14 protein-coding genes and 5 tRNA genes are annotated in these 17,584 nt (G+C 58.7%); 4 read left to right on the top strand and 15 right to left on the bottom strand.

Features of this window, described 5'->3' with window-relative positions:
- Positions 1-24: 24 nt before the first annotated feature.
- The 6 genes from AB5Z54_RS01525 to rpsF form a co-directional block, all read right to left on the bottom strand.
- Entirely contained in the window at positions 25-1,311 is a 1,287-nt protein-coding gene (locus AB5Z54_RS01525; protein ID WP_118260035.1) for an adenylosuccinate synthase, read from the bottom strand.
- A 93-nt stretch (positions 1,312-1,404) separates the two neighbouring features.
- A complete protein-coding gene (gene dnaB, locus AB5Z54_RS01520) occupies positions 1,405-2,802 on the bottom strand; it encodes a replicative DNA helicase (protein ID WP_138374342.1) in 1,398 nt (465 codons plus the stop codon).
- A gap of 219 nt (positions 2,803-3,021) precedes the next feature.
- Positions 3,022-3,561 (bottom strand): 50S ribosomal protein L9, encoded by a 540-nt coding sequence (gene rplI, locus AB5Z54_RS01515; protein WP_022094073.1) that lies wholly within the window; start codon positions 3,559-3,561, stop codon positions 3,022-3,024.
- 15 nt (positions 3,562-3,576) lie between these two features.
- A complete protein-coding gene (gene rpsR, locus AB5Z54_RS01510) occupies positions 3,577-3,843 on the bottom strand; it encodes a 30S ribosomal protein S18 (RefSeq protein WP_006235829.1) in 267 nt (88 codons plus the stop codon).
- A 72-nt stretch (positions 3,844-3,915) separates the two neighbouring features.
- A complete protein-coding gene (locus tag AB5Z54_RS01505; protein ID WP_006235830.1) occupies positions 3,916-4,368 on the bottom strand; it encodes a single-stranded DNA-binding protein in 453 nt (150 codons plus the stop codon).
- A gap of 48 nt (positions 4,369-4,416) precedes the next feature.
- Positions 4,417-4,710, bottom strand: a complete 294-nt coding sequence (gene rpsF / locus AB5Z54_RS01500) for a 30S ribosomal protein S6 (RefSeq protein ID WP_368159812.1) — start codon at positions 4,708-4,710, stop codon at positions 4,417-4,419.
- A 505-nt stretch (positions 4,711-5,215) separates the two neighbouring features.
- On the opposite strand from rpsF, the gene AB5Z54_RS01495 reads away from it, so the two are divergent.
- The 4 genes from AB5Z54_RS01495 (at position 5,216) to AB5Z54_RS01480 (ending at position 7,758) form a co-directional block, all read left to right on the top strand.
- A tRNA-Ser gene (locus AB5Z54_RS01495) sits at positions 5,216-5,306 on the top strand.
- A gap of 48 nt (positions 5,307-5,354) precedes the next feature.
- A tRNA-Ser gene (locus tag AB5Z54_RS01490) sits at positions 5,355-5,445 on the top strand.
- Positions 5,446-5,815: 370 nt separating this feature from the next.
- Positions 5,816-6,505 (top strand): trimeric intracellular cation channel family protein, encoded by a 690-nt coding sequence (locus AB5Z54_RS01485; protein ID WP_229057814.1) that lies wholly within the window; start codon positions 5,816-5,818, stop codon positions 6,503-6,505.
- A 107-nt stretch (positions 6,506-6,612) separates the two neighbouring features.
- Positions 6,613-7,758, top strand: a complete 1,146-nt coding sequence (locus AB5Z54_RS01480) for a bactofilin family protein (protein ID WP_368159811.1) — start codon at positions 6,613-6,615, stop codon at positions 7,756-7,758.
- 219 nt (positions 7,759-7,977) lie between these two features.
- On the opposite strand, the gene AB5Z54_RS01475 is transcribed toward AB5Z54_RS01480, so the two are convergent.
- The 9 genes from AB5Z54_RS01475 to AB5Z54_RS01435 all read right to left on the bottom strand — a co-directional run bounded on the left by AB5Z54_RS01475 (position 7,978) and on the right by AB5Z54_RS01435 (position 17,584).
- The gene (locus tag AB5Z54_RS01475) at positions 7,978-9,630 is read right to left on the bottom strand and encodes a SpaA isopeptide-forming pilin-related protein (protein WP_368159809.1); all 1,653 of its coding nucleotides are present in this window, start codon (positions 9,628-9,630) and stop codon (positions 7,978-7,980) included.
- Positions 9,623-13,375, bottom strand: a complete 3,753-nt coding sequence (locus tag AB5Z54_RS01470) for a Spy0128 family protein (RefSeq protein ID WP_368159806.1) — start codon at positions 13,373-13,375, stop codon at positions 9,623-9,625. The genes AB5Z54_RS01475 and AB5Z54_RS01470 overlap by 8 nt, the downstream gene beginning before the upstream one ends.
- A 422-nt stretch (positions 13,376-13,797) precedes the next feature.
- Complete coding sequence (typA, locus tag AB5Z54_RS01465; RefSeq protein WP_055287536.1) at positions 13,798-15,636, bottom strand: translational GTPase TypA; 1,839 nt, start codon at positions 15,634-15,636, stop codon at positions 13,798-13,800.
- Between the two features lie 117 nt (positions 15,637-15,753).
- Positions 15,754-16,203: a hypothetical protein gene (locus tag AB5Z54_RS01460; RefSeq protein WP_089572580.1), complete on the bottom strand. Its 450-nt coding sequence runs from the start codon at positions 16,201-16,203 to the stop codon at positions 15,754-15,756.
- A 30-nt stretch (positions 16,204-16,233) separates the two neighbouring features.
- Entirely contained in the window at positions 16,234-16,623 is a 390-nt protein-coding gene (locus tag AB5Z54_RS01455; protein ID WP_368159804.1) for a hypothetical protein, read from the bottom strand.
- The gene (locus AB5Z54_RS01450; RefSeq protein ID WP_368159801.1) at positions 16,624-17,124 is read right to left on the bottom strand and encodes a bifunctional nuclease family protein; all 501 of its coding nucleotides are present in this window, start codon (positions 17,122-17,124) and stop codon (positions 16,624-16,626) included. It lies immediately after the preceding gene.
- A gap of 159 nt (positions 17,125-17,283) precedes the next feature.
- Positions 17,284-17,360, bottom strand: a tRNA-Ile gene (locus tag AB5Z54_RS01445).
- Positions 17,361-17,364: 4 nt separating this feature from the next.
- A tRNA-Ala gene (locus AB5Z54_RS01440) sits at positions 17,365-17,440 on the bottom strand.
- Positions 17,441-17,507: 67 nt separating this feature from the next.
- Positions 17,508-17,584 (bottom strand) — tRNA-Ile (locus tag AB5Z54_RS01435).

Here is a 17,584-nt window from a genome sequence, read left to right as displayed (position 1 = left end):
ATCGCAATAACCAAATAGTCCCGATTACTTCCAGAATCGGTTGATGATCTGCTCGCGACCAGCGCCAACGCCAATGAACGTCACACGGGTGTGTGCCAGATCCTCGATAAACGCCACGTAGTCCTGAGCCTCTTGCGGCAGCTCGTCAAAGCTGCGGCAACCGGTGATATCGCACTTCCAGCCAGGGAGCTCCTCGTAGATGGGCTTGGCATGCTCAAAGCGCACCTGATGCTCGGGCACGCTCGTGTAGCGCTCGCCATCGACGTCGTAGGCCACGCACACCTTGATGGTGTCGAAGGCCGAAAGCACGTCGAGCTTGGTCACGGCGATGTCGGTGAGGCCGTTGACGCGCGAGGCATAGTTGGCGATAGGGCCGTCAAACCAGCCGCAGCGACGACGGCGACCGGTGGTCACGCCGTACTCATAGCCCTCCTCGGTCAGCGTGTGGCCAGCCTCGGACTCATAGGAAAGCTCGGTGGGCATGGGGCCCGAACCGACGCGGGTGATATAGGCCTTCATGACGCCCAGCACGCGGTCGACGTTCTTCATACCGACGCCGGAGCCGGTAATGGCGCCGCCGGCGGTGCAGTTGGAAGACGTCACGTACGGATAGGTGCCGTGGTCGATGTCGAGCAGCGTCGCCTGGGCGCCCTCAAACAGCAGGTCCTTGCCCTCGTCGATCATGTTGTTGAGCAGCAGGCTCGTCTCGGTGATGTAGGGGCGCAGGCGCTCGGCCATCGGCAGGTACTCGTCGCAAATCTGGTCCACGGTGTAGGTGGGCAGGTTGTAGATGAGCTCGAGCTCGGGGTTCACGCGGGCGAGAGCGGTCTCCAGCTTGTCGCGGAACAGCGTCTCGTCCAGCATATCCTGCATGCGCAGGCCAATGCGGGCCATCTTGTCCTGATAGCACGGACCGATACCGCGCTTGGTGGTACCGATGTTCTTCTTGCCGAGCTTCTGCTCAAAGGCGCCATCCAGATCGATGTGGTACGGCATGATGACATGCGCGTTGCCGCTAATCTTGAGGTTCTTGGTGGTGATGCCGTCGGCCTCGAACATGTCAATCTCCTCAAGGACAACCTTGGGGTTGACGACGCAGCCGTTACCGATCACCGACACGTGGTCGGAATACATGATGCCGGAAGGCACCTGGTGCAGGCCGTACTTCTTGCCGTTGACGACGATGGTGTGACCGGCGTTGTTGCCGCCCGAGTAGCGCACGACGGCATCGAAGTCGCCGGCGACCAGGTCGCAAATCTTACCCTTGCCCTCATCGCCCCACTGGGCACCGACCAAAACGGTTGACGGCATGTTTACTCCTTACATTCATGGCCTGTCTACGCGCCATGCCGGCACGCAGAAGCACAAAACATTCCCAGTATACCCGTGCAACGGGCGCCTGTCCTACTCCTCGGCATGTGCCCCATCAAGCTCATAGAACTTGGTGGATGCCGGCAGGAACATCAGGTCGACGTCGCCGATCGGGCCCGAACGGTTCTTGGCCACGACGATACGCGTAACGCCCTCGTCGGGTCGATCGTCGCGCGAGGCTTCGGCCTCGTCGGCGGAGCGGTCCAAGAACATAACGATATCGGCGTCCTGCTCGATGGAGCCCGATTCACGAAGGTCGGAAAGCTGCGGGCGCTTGCCGGTACGGGATTCGACCTGACGCGAGAGCTGCGACAGTGCGATGAGTGGGATCTTGAGCTCCTTGGCCATGATCTTCAGACCACGCGACATCTCTGAGACCTCGACAGTACGGCTCTCGGAGCGACGTCCCGGCGGAGGACTCACCAGCTGCAGGTAGTCCAGGATGATGATTGCCTTCTCCTTGTTATGGAGCATGCGGCGACTCTTGGCGCGAATCTCGGTCACTGTGGTGCCGGGCGTATCGTCAATCAGAATATCGAGCTTGGACAAGGTCTGCGTGGCCTCGTTGATATTGGCCCACTGCTCGGGGCTAATGCGGCCCATGCGGAAGTCACTGATCGAGATCATGGCGTAGGCGCAAATCAGACGCTGGGCAATTTCCTTGCCCGACATCTCCAGTGAGAAGAAGCCGACGGTATAGCCCGCAGCGGCGGCATTCAGCGCCAAGTTCAGAGCGAACGACGTCTTACCCACGGCAGGGCGGGCGCCGATGATGATGAGCTGGCCCTCGCGAAAACCCATGAGCATGCGGTCGAGTGACGGAAAGCCCGTGGGCACGCCCGCAGCCTGGCCACCGGCCTGGCACACTTCCTCGGCCTCGTTATAGGCCTCGACCATAAACTCGGTCAGCGTCTTGTAGCTCGACTTGACCTCGCGTGCCGTGACCTTAAGCAGTTTGCTCTCGGCCAGCTCCACGACCTCTTTGGTGTCGGTAGGGGCGTTATAGGCCAGCGCGTTGATCTCGTTGGTGGCGCCGATCAACTCGCGCAGCATCGAGTCGCGACGCACGATGGCGGCATGGTGCTGCCAGTTGACGAGCGACAGGGTCTGACCCATCAGCTCCAAAATGTACGCTTCGCCGCCCACGGCATCGAGCTTGTTGATGCTTCGCAGGTAATCGATCAGCGAGATGGAGTCGATGGGAATGCGACTGTTGTACATATCGACCATCGCGGTATAGATGGTCTTATGAATGGGCCGGTAGAAGTCATCGGGCTGCAGCTCGACCTGGGCCTCTTCGACCACCTCGGGCGATAGCAGCATAGCGGCCAGTACATTGGCCTCTGCATCTTGGTTTTGGGGAAGACCCAACTTTGAGCCGCGGTCCTCGACCGTCAGCCCGATCTCCCTATCGTCATATGCCATGAGCATCCTCATTCATATCGCTTGCGAGCATCCATAGTATCAGCCACGGTCCCAAAACGCGCCGCGCGCGGCCAATCATCACCGAACCAAACGGATGAACGGTCCTGCACATAGGACTTCGACGCGACGTTCACTATGACACTCACTCAGCGCAAAAAAACAAAAGGGCGCCCTGGTTTCCCAGAGCGCCCTTCTTAGAACAAGATTGTTGCGTTGCAGCAAATGCTACTCGGCAGCAGCCTCAGTCTCGACCTCGGCGGTCTCGGCCTCGGCGACCTCAGCGGCCTCCTCGACCTCAGCCTCGGCAGCGAGCTCCTCGGCGGTAACGCCGACGAGAACGACAACCTCGGCCTTGATCTCGCGGTACAGCGAGATGGCAACGGTGTGGGCACCGGCAACCTTGATGGGCTTACCGAGCTCGACGCGCTTGCGGTCGATGTCCATACCGAGCTGAGCCTTGATGGCGTCAGCGATCATAGCGGCGGTAACGGAGCCAAAGAGGATGCCCTCGTCGCCGACCTTGACGTCAACGGTGACCGTCTTGCCCTCGAAGGCAGCCTTGGTCTCGTTGGCGGTAGCCAGACGGACGGCCTCGCGCTTGGCGATGTTGTTGCGACGCTCGTCAAGCTGCTTGAGGTTGCCCTTGGTGGCGGCAACAGCGAGCTTCTTGGGGAACAGGAAGTTCTCAGCGTAACCCTGAGCGACCTCTACGACGTCACCCTCGCCGCCCTTGCCCTTGATCTCATCGAGAAGAATAACCTTCATGATGCGTCTCCCTTCTTAGCCGCGGTCGCGGTTGCCACGAGAGGAAACCACGGGGACGGTGTACGGCAGGAGAGCCATCTCGCGGGCGCGCTTGATGGCGTTGGCGATGTCATGCTGATGCTGCGTGCAAGCGCCAGTGACGCGACGGGGCTTGATCTTGCCACGGTCGGTCATGTACTTACGGAGAAGCTGAGTGTCCTTATAGTCGATGAACTCAGTGTTCTCCTTGCAGAACTGGCAGTACTTACGACGCGGCTGACGTGCAGAAAAATCATTAGCCATGTCAAAATACCTTTCGTTTGGCAACTTCGGCGAACCGAAGCCGCCTCTCACTCAAAAATAGGTGAACAACCCTTAGAACGGGATGTCCTCATCGTAGACGTCGACCGCGGGCGGCGTAGCCACCGGTGCGGCAGGACGTGCTGCGGGCGCGGGAGCTGCGGGGGCGTAACCGCCCTGATCGTAGCCACCCTGGCCACCACGGGAGCTCATAAACTCGATCTCATCGACGATGACCTCAAGCTTGCTCCGGCGCTGGCCGTCGCGCTCCCAAGAGCTGTAGCGCAGCTTGCCCTCGATCGCGACCTTGTTTCCCTTTGCCAGGAAACGGCTCACGGCCTCGGCGCGGGTGCCGAACATGGTGCAGTCGACAAAGTTGGGATAGTCCTCCCACTCGCCAGTCTGCGCGTTGCGGCGACGATCGTTCACGGCGACGCCAAAGGACAGAACCTGGGTTCCGCCGGCGGTGGCGCGCAGCTCGGGATCGCGGGTGAGGTTACCGGTGATGTTCACTCGATTGATGCTCATAACTCACTACTTCCTCTTGGGGCACAAGCCCAGTCCAAAACGACAGTCTTACTCCTGGTCGTCGCGACGGACGATCATGTGGCGGACCGCAGCGTCGGTGATGCGCAGGACGCGATCAAGCTCGGCGATCTGGGTAGGATCTGCATGGAAGTTGATGAGGGTGTAGTCACCATCGGTGAGGTCGTTGATCTCGTAGGCGAGCTTGCGCTTGCCCCACTCGTCAACGGAGTCGACCTTGCCAGCGCCCTCAGCGATCGTGGTATCGATACGCTTCATAACAGCGAGACGAGTCTCGGGGTCGAGCGACGGGTCAACAAAGAACAGCAGTTCATAAGCCTTCATATTGTCACCTCCTCTGGGCAAATGTGGCTTCAGGTCGTGAAGGTGCGCCTGAAGCAGGAAAAGACTTGGTAATAATATCTTTCAACCTCCCAGGCCGCAAGAATATGCAGCTACAACCTCATGACCTCCACATATGTCCATACTCGCACGACGTTTCATGCGCATTCCAACCAAATGCCGACCAAGAGCTTGACGGATTTGTGGACAAGATACGACGCCGCGGGGACAAGCTGAGTCAAGCCGCAGGTCAACGGGCACAAGGCCGTGGTCGCAAAATGCATACCAGTGGTCCACAGCACCACCCAAAGATTTTTTAAATTCATTGCCAAGTCGCTTATGAATACCCCTTTTGAACAATTGAGTTAATCAACCACGCTGTTCGGAAGCCGTTTTTTGGCACCTCAAACCCCACTGCAACGACAAGCGCGGCCAAGCGTTTTAAAAAATGCCAACTTTTCTGTTTGCACTTTGCGATTCCTCGTGTATACTGACTTTCGCATTTAACGGAGAGTTGTCCGAGTGGCCGAAGGAGCACGATTGGAAATCGTGTAGGCGTCAAAAGCGTCTCCAGGGTTCAAATCCCTGACTCTCCGCCAGTTAATTCCAAAGCAGGCCTTTGAGCCTGCTTTGTTTTTACCCCACGCGGAGGGGTGGCAGAGTGGTTGAATGCGGCGGTCTCGAAAACCGTTTGGCCTGTATAAGGTCACGAGGGTTCGAATCCCTCCTCCTCCGCCATTTTGGTTGAGAAAGCTCCCAAGAATGGGAGCTTTTTTTGTTTTGAGTCTCTAACAAGCAAATACGGCGGAGGAGGAGGGATTCGAACCCGCCAGGGCGCGACGCGTAAAGAAAACGCGCCCGTGGCGCGTTTTTAGCGCAGCGCGGTCGGCGTAAGCCGACCGGATAAATTTTGAGCAAAGCTCAAAATTTGAACATCCCTCCTATTCAGCCACGCCCCCATCGCGTTCAGCATCAGTCCAGATCCCCAAACATGGGACCTACGCCCCCACCCGATCCCAACCGTTTACCGAGCAATAGGGTCGCCACGCTCACCAACCATGTACTATGTACGGGCATTGTCTAAACCCACAACCCAAAGGACCCCATCTTGCCCGTCGTCGCCGCTATGACCGTTACCTCACACGCCACGGATGCCATGGTCGCCATCCCGTTTTGGCTCGAAATGTTCGCCGTCGTCGCGGCTTCAATCTCGGGCGTGTTGGTCGCGCGCGAGCACAAACTCGACCTGGTGGGTGCAGTTGCGCTCGCCGTGGTCTGTGGCTTGGGCGGCGGTCTTTTACGCGACATGACGCTGCAGGTGGGCAACGTCTACATCCTCAACCAGCCAATGGCGCTGCCGCTTTCCATTGCCACGGCAGCCATCATCTACATTTTCCCGGCAATCGTCGACAAACCCGAAAAACTCATTCCCCTGCTCGACATCATCTCGGTCGGCATCTATGCCGCCACCGGAGCGGACAAGGCGCTGGTCTACGGCTTTGCACCGGCGGTGTGCATCATGATGGGCTTTTTTACCGCGGTGGGCGGCGGCATGTTGCGCGACGGCTTTATGGGCGTGGTTCCGGGCATTTTCCAACGTACTAACTTTTATGCCATCGCCGCCATCGCCGGATCGACAAGCTATGTGTGTCTCGTTATGAGCGGCATCATGAGCAATGTCGCCGCGCTGGTCGTATGCGTTGTCGTGACCATGGGTCTGCGCTGGCTCTCGCTGCGCTTTGACATCAAAAGCCCCACCGAGGAAGACATCGCACGCTTTTTGCACCGCAAAAAATAGGTGGCGCGGGCCCATCCTTCGAAATGCAACCGAGAGGTTCTTTTAGAGCGCCCGCGCGTTGGGTACCCTGTTAGGTATATGCCAAACACCTAACAAAAGGATCAACCATGGCTTTCAATCAAACCGCGGCGGCGCCGTCACACAAGATGCGTCGCTGCCTGCTTATGGCATTCGCGCTCATCGCGCTGGCGATCACCGCGCTTCCCACGGCGTCGTTCGCCGGCACGGACACCGCAGGCAACGTACTTGCGACCGACAATGACGCCAATCCGTCCGGCGTCGAAGGTGACCTGTACTGGGCAGGTCAGGCCCTCAACTTGGACGATGCGTCCATCGGCCGCGACATAATTGCAGCAGGCGAGAGCCTCTCCATCCGCGACTGCACGGTGGGCGGCGCCGTCCGTCTGGCGGCACGCACCATCGACATTGCCAAGACCGCGGTTGATGGCAGCGTGACCATCGCTGGCCAGCATGTCGTGCTCAATTCCGACAGCACCGCCAACTGTTTCTACGCGATAGGCGAGACGGTTGCTCTGCGAGGCTCCACCAAGTCGGCAGCGCTCGCGGGCGATACGGTGACCATCGATGGCACCGTCGATGGCGATGTCGAGGTTTGGGCCGACAAACTCATCCTAGGCAAGAACGCCCACATCACCGGCACCGTGAACGCGCACGTCTCCGAGGACCCCGAGCGTGCCGCGGGAGCCGAGGTCGGCGCGCTCAAGATCGACCGCACCGAGAACGAGGATACTTCCACCGTTAACGATGTCATCGGCGGCATCGTCGCCGCGGCACTCTCGACCTGCTTTGTCGCTCTGCTGCTCGAGCTCGTCTTTCCGCGCGCGACCGCCGGCGCCGCCGGCATGCTCCACCAGCGCCCCATGCCCCTGTGGGTGAGCGGTCTTCTGGGCACGATTGCTATCGCCCCCGCCGTCCTACTGCTGATTATCTCTATCGCTGGTCTGTCGCTTGCTGGAACCCTCTTGTGCGGCGTTATCGGCATCGCATTGGTGTCGAGTGCCTTTTCGGGGTGCGCGCTCGCCCGCATGGTCGGACACAACCAGAACCGCTACGCCATGGCAGCCGTGGGCGGCATAATCGCAGGCGCCCTCACGGGGCTTCCCCTCGTAGGTGACTTCATCAGCGGCGTGGCCTTTGTCTTTATGCTCGGCTACGTTATCCAGATCATCTGGCGAAACGCCCGCCTCAAGCCGCAGCAGCCGGCTAACACGCCAGGACTCCCCACCGCTTAGCCACCAACCGCCACAAAGGGGACAGACACCTTTGTGTTGGTGCAAAGGGGTCAGGTTACTTTGCACCAACAAACGAGGCGGGGCACTCGGTCATATCGACCGGGTGCCCCGCTTTTCTTGGAGGGTTCTCTAGTAACTTTTTCAAAACCAATGACCATCAGGTCGCTAGGCCTGCGCATCACTCGCTACGGAGGCAGTACGCCACCGAGCAGGGGACAATCATTTTTCACCGCGACCTGCTCCCCGCTTGATGACGAGCGCGACAACAATAGCCGCCACTCCGATGGCAGCCAAAACCGCCACCAGTACCAACGTTCTATCTCCCGTCGAGGGCATAAAGCCTCGACTTGCTTCTTTGCTTGGGGTGTTGAGCACCGACAGCTCGATCGAACCCGTCCCGGCATCGGCGGTATCAACCCGCAGAGGGCTTTCGGCCGACACGGTCACCTTGGGCTTCGCGGCTGCTACCTGCTTAACGTCCAGACCCTCGGACGCAACCGTTACCGTTCGTTTGCCCTCAAAGGCGGTGTATCCCTTGGGAGCCGCGACCTCTTCGACGGTGTAGAGACCCGCGTCCACACCGCTCAATTCCACATGGCCATCCGCGCCTGTGGTGACGCACGCGTCGGCATCCGTCGACCACGAGCCGTCAGTCGTTAGAATGCGCCCACGGTCGTCGATGATGCGCAGTTTGGCGCCCGCGAGCGGCTTATCGTCCGAGCTTGAGCGCTTGATCAGACTGAGTCCCCAGGTGTAGGCGCACGCGTCATCGCTCGGCGTGCGGGTGAAGCCGGCGTCGCCGGACTGGTCGGCAAAGGGAGAGCGCGGGTAGCGCAGGTAGACCTCGTTGGGGTTGCCCTTCGCGATGCCGTGGCTGCATGCGCCGTTGAGCGGCGCGTTGTACACGGCGACCACGCGGGCGCCCGCGGTGAAGGCGTCGGCCCCGCCGAGTGCGGCGATCAGGTCGCCGGTGCGCACGGTGAAGGTCTTACCGTCGGCCGCTACCTTGGTGGCGCACTGGGCCGTGATGTCGGTCCAGCCCTTCGCGGGCTCGATGCCGGCGCGGCCGTCCTTACCGGTCGAGACGGCGTCAAAGCCGCCGTCCGCGCCCGCCGCTACGTACACGCGCATGCTCGCGGCGACCTTGGAGGAGTCGAGCCCCGCGCCCATGGTGTCGACGAACCGCACCGTATAGGTGTCGTAGGCCGTGAGCCCCGCCGGGACCGTGGCAGAGAGGCGCCAGTACAGGTCGTCGGCGACCGTGGCGTCGGCGGCCTTCTGCCATGCGGCGGTGCTGTCCTCCAGCACGTGCTTGGCGACCTTGGGCGTCGCCGCCTTGGGCTTGACGGTGACGGCGCTGCCGCCCACCAGGGCCATGATCGGCGCGGTGCCGGCCTCGCCCTGGGCGATGGCGTCGTCGTCGGCGACGATGAGCCAGTAGCCGCAGGGCAGCTCGGCCGCCGTGTCCGCGTTAAGGGCCACGGAAGTTGCGCCGACATTGCAAATCGCGCGAGCAAGTTTTGCCGTCAGCGCGGTCGTCATATGCCCGTCGGCATTCATCCATTCGGCTGCCGCTTGCGCCGTCGATGCCGAGCTATCGAGCCCCGCATCATGAAGCACCGGAAGAACGGCTTGACGAACCGCGCCATTCGCCCACGTTACGTCAGTTGCAATTTTTTGGCCAGCATCGTCATCGTCGACAACGGTCGCCGAAAAGAGCTGGTACGCGTCGTAACGCGTCGCGACTGTACCGTCCACCGTAATGGCTCCGGTATCGGCAGCACGGGCCGCCCCAGGAGCAATCGCGAAAGACAGAATAGCGACCATGATTATCGTCGCGACAGCCAACAAGCTGCGGCTAAGCCTACTCATGGTGATCACCTCGATCCAGATCGCGATGGCGACGAGCATGCATCCACGTCGCGGCGAAGCACAGCAACGAAGCGCCAGCAAGATATGTCATAGTCAAGCCAGCCCCGCCCGCCTCAGGAAGCATGGTCGAATACCTGTTGATAAAAGTCGGCGGGGTTGTAGAGCCCTCGTCATAGGTAACTACGGCGTTGAGCTGGTCCGTGCCATTAGTCACCTTAACCGTGACTTTGCGCGGGGTCGTGTCATAGGCGATGTGATCTTTAACATGGTCGACGGCACCCTCGGGCTCGACCTCTGAGATGGTGTAAGTGTAGGTATCGGCCTTGTTGTAGTCGACGTTGAAGGAGACGTTGCCCTCGGCGTCGTTGGTCACCGTCTGGAGCACCTTGCCGTCGGCGTCCTTGAGTGCGAACGAGAACTGCCCCTTCTTGAATGTGCCCCCTTCAAGCACTTTCTTAGCCCGAATTGTTGCGGATCCCTTTAGACGATTGTCATAGACCCAAATCTCGTCCTTTTTGTCATCGCCTATGATCTCCGCACCGCCGGCGATGGTCTTCGCCTTAGCTAGCGCAGTTTGATAATCTTCGTCGCTCACGCCGCCCTTGAGCATGATCCACGTGGGGCTTGCCACAGCGTAGCCTTCGGGCGCATCCGTCTCCACGAGCTGGTAGAGCACGCCATTGCTCATCGCCTTGTCTCTTGTACCGAATGAGATCTTGCCATTGGCGTCGGTCTTAGCGGTTTCAAACCTAGTCCTTGCATTCTCGATACCTACCCTTGCGACCTGATCCATGTTCACGCTATAGAGCGTGAATTCAGCTCCCCCTAGCGTCGCTCCAACCTGCTGCGCATCGTATTTGGTCATCGTGATGCCGTAGCCGTTGCCGCCCGCACTGGCGGAAGCACTCTGGATGGTCCATGTGTTCTCGTCGATCGCCGAGCCTTCCGTCACACCCGTAAGCTCGGCGGTATTGGAAAGAGGCACCTCTTCACCGGGGTTTCCAGTCGGGATAACCTCATACTCGACCTTGAGGTATTTCTCGTCGGGCACATTAAGCGTCAACTTCGTGCGTGTGCCAATTTTGTCTGGGACCTGCTCCATCTTCGATGGATAGTCCTTCTGGGACAGCGCAACCCAGTCACCGTTCAGACGCTCATAGACCTTAAGCGTCGACGGAACCAGCGTGCACTTGGCATCCATGGTATCAACGAGCTCAAGGAAGTCGGTGCCATTTTTAAGGGCAACGGCAGACTCGTTAACATGAATGGTGTATTTGATGCGATTGCTACTGGCAACCTGCTCGCCGGACTTTTTGATGACGTTGTTCTTAATGATGACGGTACCGTTACCGGAATCGAACTTTTTATCTCCTGACCCCGCGCTGGCCGAGTTGGTGAACTTCACCTCGTTCGTGGAGGTGTCGAGCTCGCTACGCTTGACCGCCGTCTGGTACGTAAGCTTGGCGTAACCGGCATACTTATCAAGCTCTGTTGTGGGAATGGAGAAGGTGACCGTCTTACCATTCCTGCTGACGTTGTCGTCGGCGAGCGTCCGACCCGTAACGACCTCCTTGGCCTCGCCTCCGCGCCCAAGCCCCATATGTTGCTCATAGGGGTTCTGCACGAGCGTGTACTTGGCGGAATTCACAACATAGCTCATGCCGTCCGGAAGGCTGTCAACGATATTCAGCGATTTACCGTAGAGTTTTCCGGCTCCATAATATTCTCCGGCGTCGCTCTTGTGACGGTTCGCGTACACCGTCCACTCAACAATCCATGCGCCCTTCTCTTCCGAGCCGTCGACGGCGCTCCATTCGAAGCCCTCCTTCCAAGACACCTTCGCCTCAGCTTCCGGCTTCTCGACCGCGGGCGTCGTTTCCTTGTTGACAACATACATTGGACTATCGGTGTAGTACGGCCAACCGCCATTCTGCCCCGGCACCGTAACAGATGCGAAGTTCGAGTACCAGCCCGGCAGCGCATCAGAAGTGGTGGTGTACGTGATGTCGGCGTAATCCTCGTTCGCGAGAGCCGCCTTCACCTTGTCGTTAATGTTTATGTCGAGGTTGAAGTTTCTTTTGTGCCCATCCTTCTGCACAACGTTATTTCCATCTTTCAGCTCATTTGTCGTCAGCTTCCAGTCGTCGCCTCGAACTAGCTCAGTTTCACCAATCTTGATCTTTATTGAGTTGACATCAACACCGATATCTTGTTTCCACGCCGATTGAAACGTATCCTTCACCGTCACCTTATCAAGGTTGCCCGCATTGACAATAGCTTTCAGCGCCACGCGCGTCTTCCACTTCGCCTCGCCAGTTGTTGCAGCGTTCTCTCGACCCACGAGTTCCTTGGTGATCGGTGTGTCCACCAACTGCGGCGTAAACTCACCTTTACCAGCGCCGGAAACGGAACCATCGTGCTCGATCGTTGCGCTGTTGCGCACGGTGTCATACGAACCCGTTTCATTCATCTTGGTGTGATAAACAATGCGATAGGTGATGTACTTATCCTCAAGGTTGTCCGAGAACTTGTAGGTAAAGGATTTCTCAGACTGATCGAGCTCACCGGTGGCAAGAACAGTCGACCCCGAGCTGCCTTTATAAACCGTATAGTTCCCCGCATACATCTGCTTGTCGTCCAGCTTGTCGGTGAACACGTAGCCGCTCATGTCGGCTTTGAGCTCGCCTTGGTTGAGTGTGACCGTCCACGTGATGTCGGACGGCGTGCTATTGCGGTCGCTAGACTTGCCAATCATGTCGTAGCGAAAGTTGCTGGGGAACGCCGTAGCCGTGGGCTTCTGGGGATCATCGGCACCGTCCCATCCCCACGACGCCGTGTTCCTGGATGCTTCCTGCTTGTCGATAAATTCACCGTTGCTCACAGAAACGCCGCTTTTCAGCACCGTTTCATACGTAATCTTATGGTCTCCGTGGGAAAGGTTGCCTATGCTGTCGAGGGTCGCGGTCTGGCCGTCGATCTTCGGCTGTGGATTGAGCTTCTCTCCGTCGAGCATAAAGCTGTCGTTCGCAAATTCAAAGTTCTCGCCCAGCGTATCGGTTAACTTGACATTCGTGGCGTACGACTCAACGGTAAGTGTAACGGTCCAGGTAACCTTGGCTACGCCATCGGATCCCTGGGAGAAGACCCCCGCCTTCGTCCCCGTGACCTTGCCGTCCTTGACGGGGATACTAATCGTCTCACCCGTACCGGGAAACACGACAGATGCGTTGCCACCAGAACCGACATCCTTGTTTTTAAGCTGGAACGAGAAGTTTGCCGCGACACGAATGTTCGCAGGATTCCGTTCAAGCCAACCCTTGTCAAACGTAAAGACAACCTTATTGTCTTCAATCTTCCATACACCGGCTTTTTCAGCGTCAGCACCGGGCCCATCCCTAAAATCGCCGCCATCATTGTTACCGACGTCAATGGTGTCAGGGAATTTATAGACGGCGACATAGTTACTAGACGTAGGTGCCTGACCAGTCAGAAAGTTCGCCGAGAAGGTTCCGTAGAGGGTCGAAACTGAAGTCACGGCGTCATTGCCCAAAAGCTCTGTACGACTGCCATCTTTATACAGCTTGACATCAACCGTCGCCGTCTTCTCATCAATCACAATCGGCGTCGGTGTCGTCGCATCCTCGGCGCGCACGGGGGCTGCACCGTGAAAAACTGCGGCGGTGAGGCTAATTAAAATGAAGACCAGGGTCGCCATACCCAGTGACCGTGAGCGGTGTGCGTCCATAGTTGTCCCCTAATTCCTACAACACAGCGTGGAATACGGCGAATCGTCGGATCGAACACAAGCCCCAACATCAACGAGAACCTACCTAGCGCATTGCAAGAACCCATTGGGGAGCACCTTCTAAGACGGTTCGTCTATGCCACAATGCATAAAATATAATATAGATACCAATCATGTAAACCGCAGGTCAAGAGGTCTTTTAATTTAATACCAGTTGATATTTACCTGTTAACAGTTTTGTATCATATCGACTATATTCTGTAGAATTATGTATATGTTTAAACAACTTAACTTTGACCGGAAAGCCGCTCGGAGGGATAACCGCCCCAGCTGTGGTGCAAACGAACCTGTCCACTGCACAAAAAGGGCGCCGACCGCGATGGTCGACGCCCTTTCTTGTTAGTCGCTATAAAGCCCAGCGCTTATTTGTTGACCTGGCCGGCGCGAACGGCAGCCTTCTTGCGGTCGGTGGCGTTGAGCAGACGCTTGCGCAGGCGGATGTTCTTGGGAGTGATCTCGACCAGCTCGTCGTCGGCGATGTACTCCAGCGCCTCCTCCAGCGAGAAGGTGCGGGGCGGCACCAGCTGAACGGAGATATCGGAGGTCGAGGAGCGCTGGTTGCCCAGGTTCTTGGTACGGGCGATATTGACGACCATGTCGCCAGCCTTGCTGCGCTCGCCCACGATCATGCCCTCGTAGCACTCGGTGCCTGGCTCAACAAACAGCTGACCGCGCTCCTGCAGCGTACCCAGGGCATAGGCAACGGCCTTCTCGGTGGTCATAGAGATCATTGCGCCGTTCTGGCGGTTGCCGATCTCGCCGGCATAGGGGCCGTACTCCAGGAAGGTGTGGTAGAACACGCCCTCGCCGTGGGTGACGTTCATGATGCGGTTCTTAAGACCCATGATGCCGCGGGTCGGAATCTTAAACTCGAGGTGCGTCACGATGCCCGAGGTATCCATGCTCGTCATGATGCCGCCGGAGGTGCCGAAGACCTCAACGACCTTGCCCGAGTACTCGTCCGGGCACTCGACGACGGCCTGCTCGACGGGCTCCATCTTGTTGCCGTTCTCGTCCTTCTTAAACAGAACGCGGGGACGGCCGACCTGGAACTCAAAGCCCTCGCGGCGCATGGACTCCATCAGAACGGACAGGTGCAGAATGCCGCGGCCCGAGACCTCGACGCCGCTCTTATCCTCGAGCTCCTCGATCTTCATGGTCACGTTGTTCTCGGCCTCGTTGAACAGGCGCTCCTTGAGCTGACGGGCGCCCACGATGTCGCCGTCGCGGCCGACAAGCGGGGAGGTCGAAGCCTCAAAGACGATGGACAGGGTCGGCGGGTCGATCTCGATGGGCTCGAGCTCGACAGGGTTCTCGGGATCGGTGTAGACATCGCCGATATCGGTGCGGTCGATACCCACGACAGCGGCGATGTCGCCGGCGCCGACTTCCTGGCACTCGGTACGGCCCAGGTAGTCGAAGGTAAAGAGCTGCTTGACGGTGGCGGTAGCGCTGGAGCCGTCGTTCTTGACAACCAGGATCTGGTCGCCCTGGTGGATGGCGCCAGAGTACACGCGGCCGATACCGATGCGGCCGACGAAGTTGGAGTGGTCGATGGTCACGCACTGCATGGCCAGCGGAGCGTTCTCGTCAACCTCGGGCGCGGGCATGTCGTCGATAATCATATCGAGCAGCGGGTACATGTCCATGTTGCCGTCGTTGGGGTCAAGACGGGCAAAGCCGTTCATGGCGCTGGCGTAGACCACGTGCTCCATGGCGAACTCAAGCTGGTCGTCGGTGGCGCCCAGGTCGGCCATGAGGTCCAGGCAGTCGTTGTAGGCCTTCTCGGGGTTGGCGCCCGGACGGTCGATCTTGTTGATGACGATCATGATCTTAAGGCCGGTGTCGATAGCGTGACGCAGCACGAAGCGGGTCTGGGGCATGGGGCCCTCAAAAGCGTCAACCAGCAGCAGGGCGCCGTCAGCCATACGCAGCACGCGCTCGACCTCGCCGCCAAAGTCGGCGTGGCCTGGGGTGTCGATGACGTTGATCTTGACGTCCTTATACTCGATAGAGATGTTCTTGGCGAGAATCGTAATGCCGCGCTCGCGCTCCTGGTCGTTAGAGTCCAGGACGCGGTCCTCGACCTGCTGGTTGGCACGGAAGGCGTCCGTGGCACGCAGGAGCTTATCGACCATCGTCGTCTTGCCGTGGTCGACGTGAGCGATGATGGCGATGTTCCTCAGATTGTCTACGCGCATGTAGTTCCCCTATCTTCTATCCATATACAAACGGCACGCGTATGCGGCCCGCCCAGCGATACAACGCTCAGCGGGAATATTGAGCCTTTTACCGAAAACTCGTTTATTTTAGCGATTTTAGATGAGAGGGGTTTCCTCGCCTGCAGGTTCAGGGTCGCTCCACATAAAACCATCGCCGGCGCCCATGCCCTCATACAGCACATATGCCGAAAAACCGCTCTCGAGCGTGGTTTCGAAGAAGCTCACGAGCAGAGCATCGTGATAGCCGCCGTCAATCTCGACGCAGCCGGTGTAGCCGATGGCATAGCGAGCGATACGGCCCAGGCCCTCGTCCTTAAGACCCATCTTGTGCTCGGAGATAAAGTTGGTGGCCGCCTCGAGGCACGCCTCTTCGCCATCCTCGTCGAGCGCCGCCAGATAACGGTTGGAAGCGGCGTCCTCAATTGCCACGACCACGCCAGGGTTTTCACCGGCGGCAAGGTCGTCCAAGAACGCGCCGATCAGATCGCACACCATGGCGTCGAGCTCGGCGGAGACGTTACCGGCGTCCTGCATATCCTGTGCCATCTTTAGACCTTCCCATCGAGTCTGGCGTCGTTACAGTTCTTGTGCCTCAGCAGCGATCTTAGCGGCAGCGTCGCGGGCGCGCATCATATCCATCGCGCGCTTGTCGAGTACCTTGATCTGACTGGTCAGCATGACCGCATCGACCACGCCCCAGATCATAAGGCCCGTAGAGATCGAAAACCCAAGCGCACCAACTGTACCACGAAGGCGCGAACAGATTGCCGCGACAAGGGCAGAGACGACAACCATCTTGATAAACGAGCCGCGGCGTTCGCGAAGCGTGCGGGCCTGCGTCACATAGGCAATGCGAGCCGCCTCAGAAGCCTCCGAGCGCATCTGGGCCTCGCGCGCAATGGCCGCCGCCTCAGCCGACATACCGCCGGCCATCAGCGAACGCTCCGCAGCCTGGACGCCCCGCATTTAGAAGTCATCGGGGGAGAGCGTATGGACGAACTCGTCGAACTTCTCGAACTCTTGCTCGTCGTCGACTTCCTCGGCATGGGCAGAAACGGTGCCCAGGCGATTCATGATGTCGTCTTCAACGAACATGGGGGCATTACTGCGTACGGCGAGGGCGATGGCGTCGCTCGGACGCGCATCGATCTTATGCTCGTTGCCATCGGCCAACACGACAACCGTCGCGTAAAACACGGGCGGCTCGGCGCGAACGATTTCGATGCGTTCGAGCTTGGCACCCAGGGCACCAACAGTATCGAGCAACAGGTCATGGGTAATCGGGCGCTCGGCGCGACCGCTATCGATGCCGCGGCTAATGGCAGCAGCTTCAAACGAACCAGTCTGAATGGAAAGGGAACGCAGCGGCGCGGGCGAGTCCAATTTGCTGCAGCGCTCGCGAAGCACGATAAGCGATGGCACGGGACCGGCGGCCATGACGATGGTCTCTATGTCGACACGAACCATGGAACACCTCCGGTACGTAGCGGTTAACACGCGGCAGCTCCACCGCATTGAATAGCTATACTACCCAATCTTTCGCACAGCACACAAAACCAAAATGAGATTTATCGCAGACAAGAAAAAAGCCCCGAGGCAACGCCTCAGGGCTCTTCACAGTTTTGATGGTGGACCTGACAAGATTCGAACTTGTGACCTCCCGGTTATCAGCCGGACGCTCTAACCAACTGAGCTACAGGTCCATCATGGTGGAGGTTAGGGGGATCGAACCCCTGACCTCAGGCTTGCAAAGCCCGCGCTCTCCCAGCTGAGCTAAACCCCCACGGAGACAGTAATAAACACCCCAGCGGCGACTCGGCTCTCGCTGGGGTGTTTATTGCGAAAGAAAGTGGTGGACCTGACAAGATTCGAACTTGTGACCTCCCGGTTATCAGCCGGACGCTCTAACCAACTGAGCTACAGGTCC

Source organism: Collinsella aerofaciens (genome assembly GCF_040910185.1).
In the GTDB taxonomy this organism is placed as follows: domain Bacteria; phylum Actinomycetota; class Coriobacteriia; order Coriobacteriales; family Coriobacteriaceae; genus Collinsella; species Collinsella aerofaciens_BF.
This window is presented reverse-complemented; position numbering and strand designations above follow the sequence as displayed.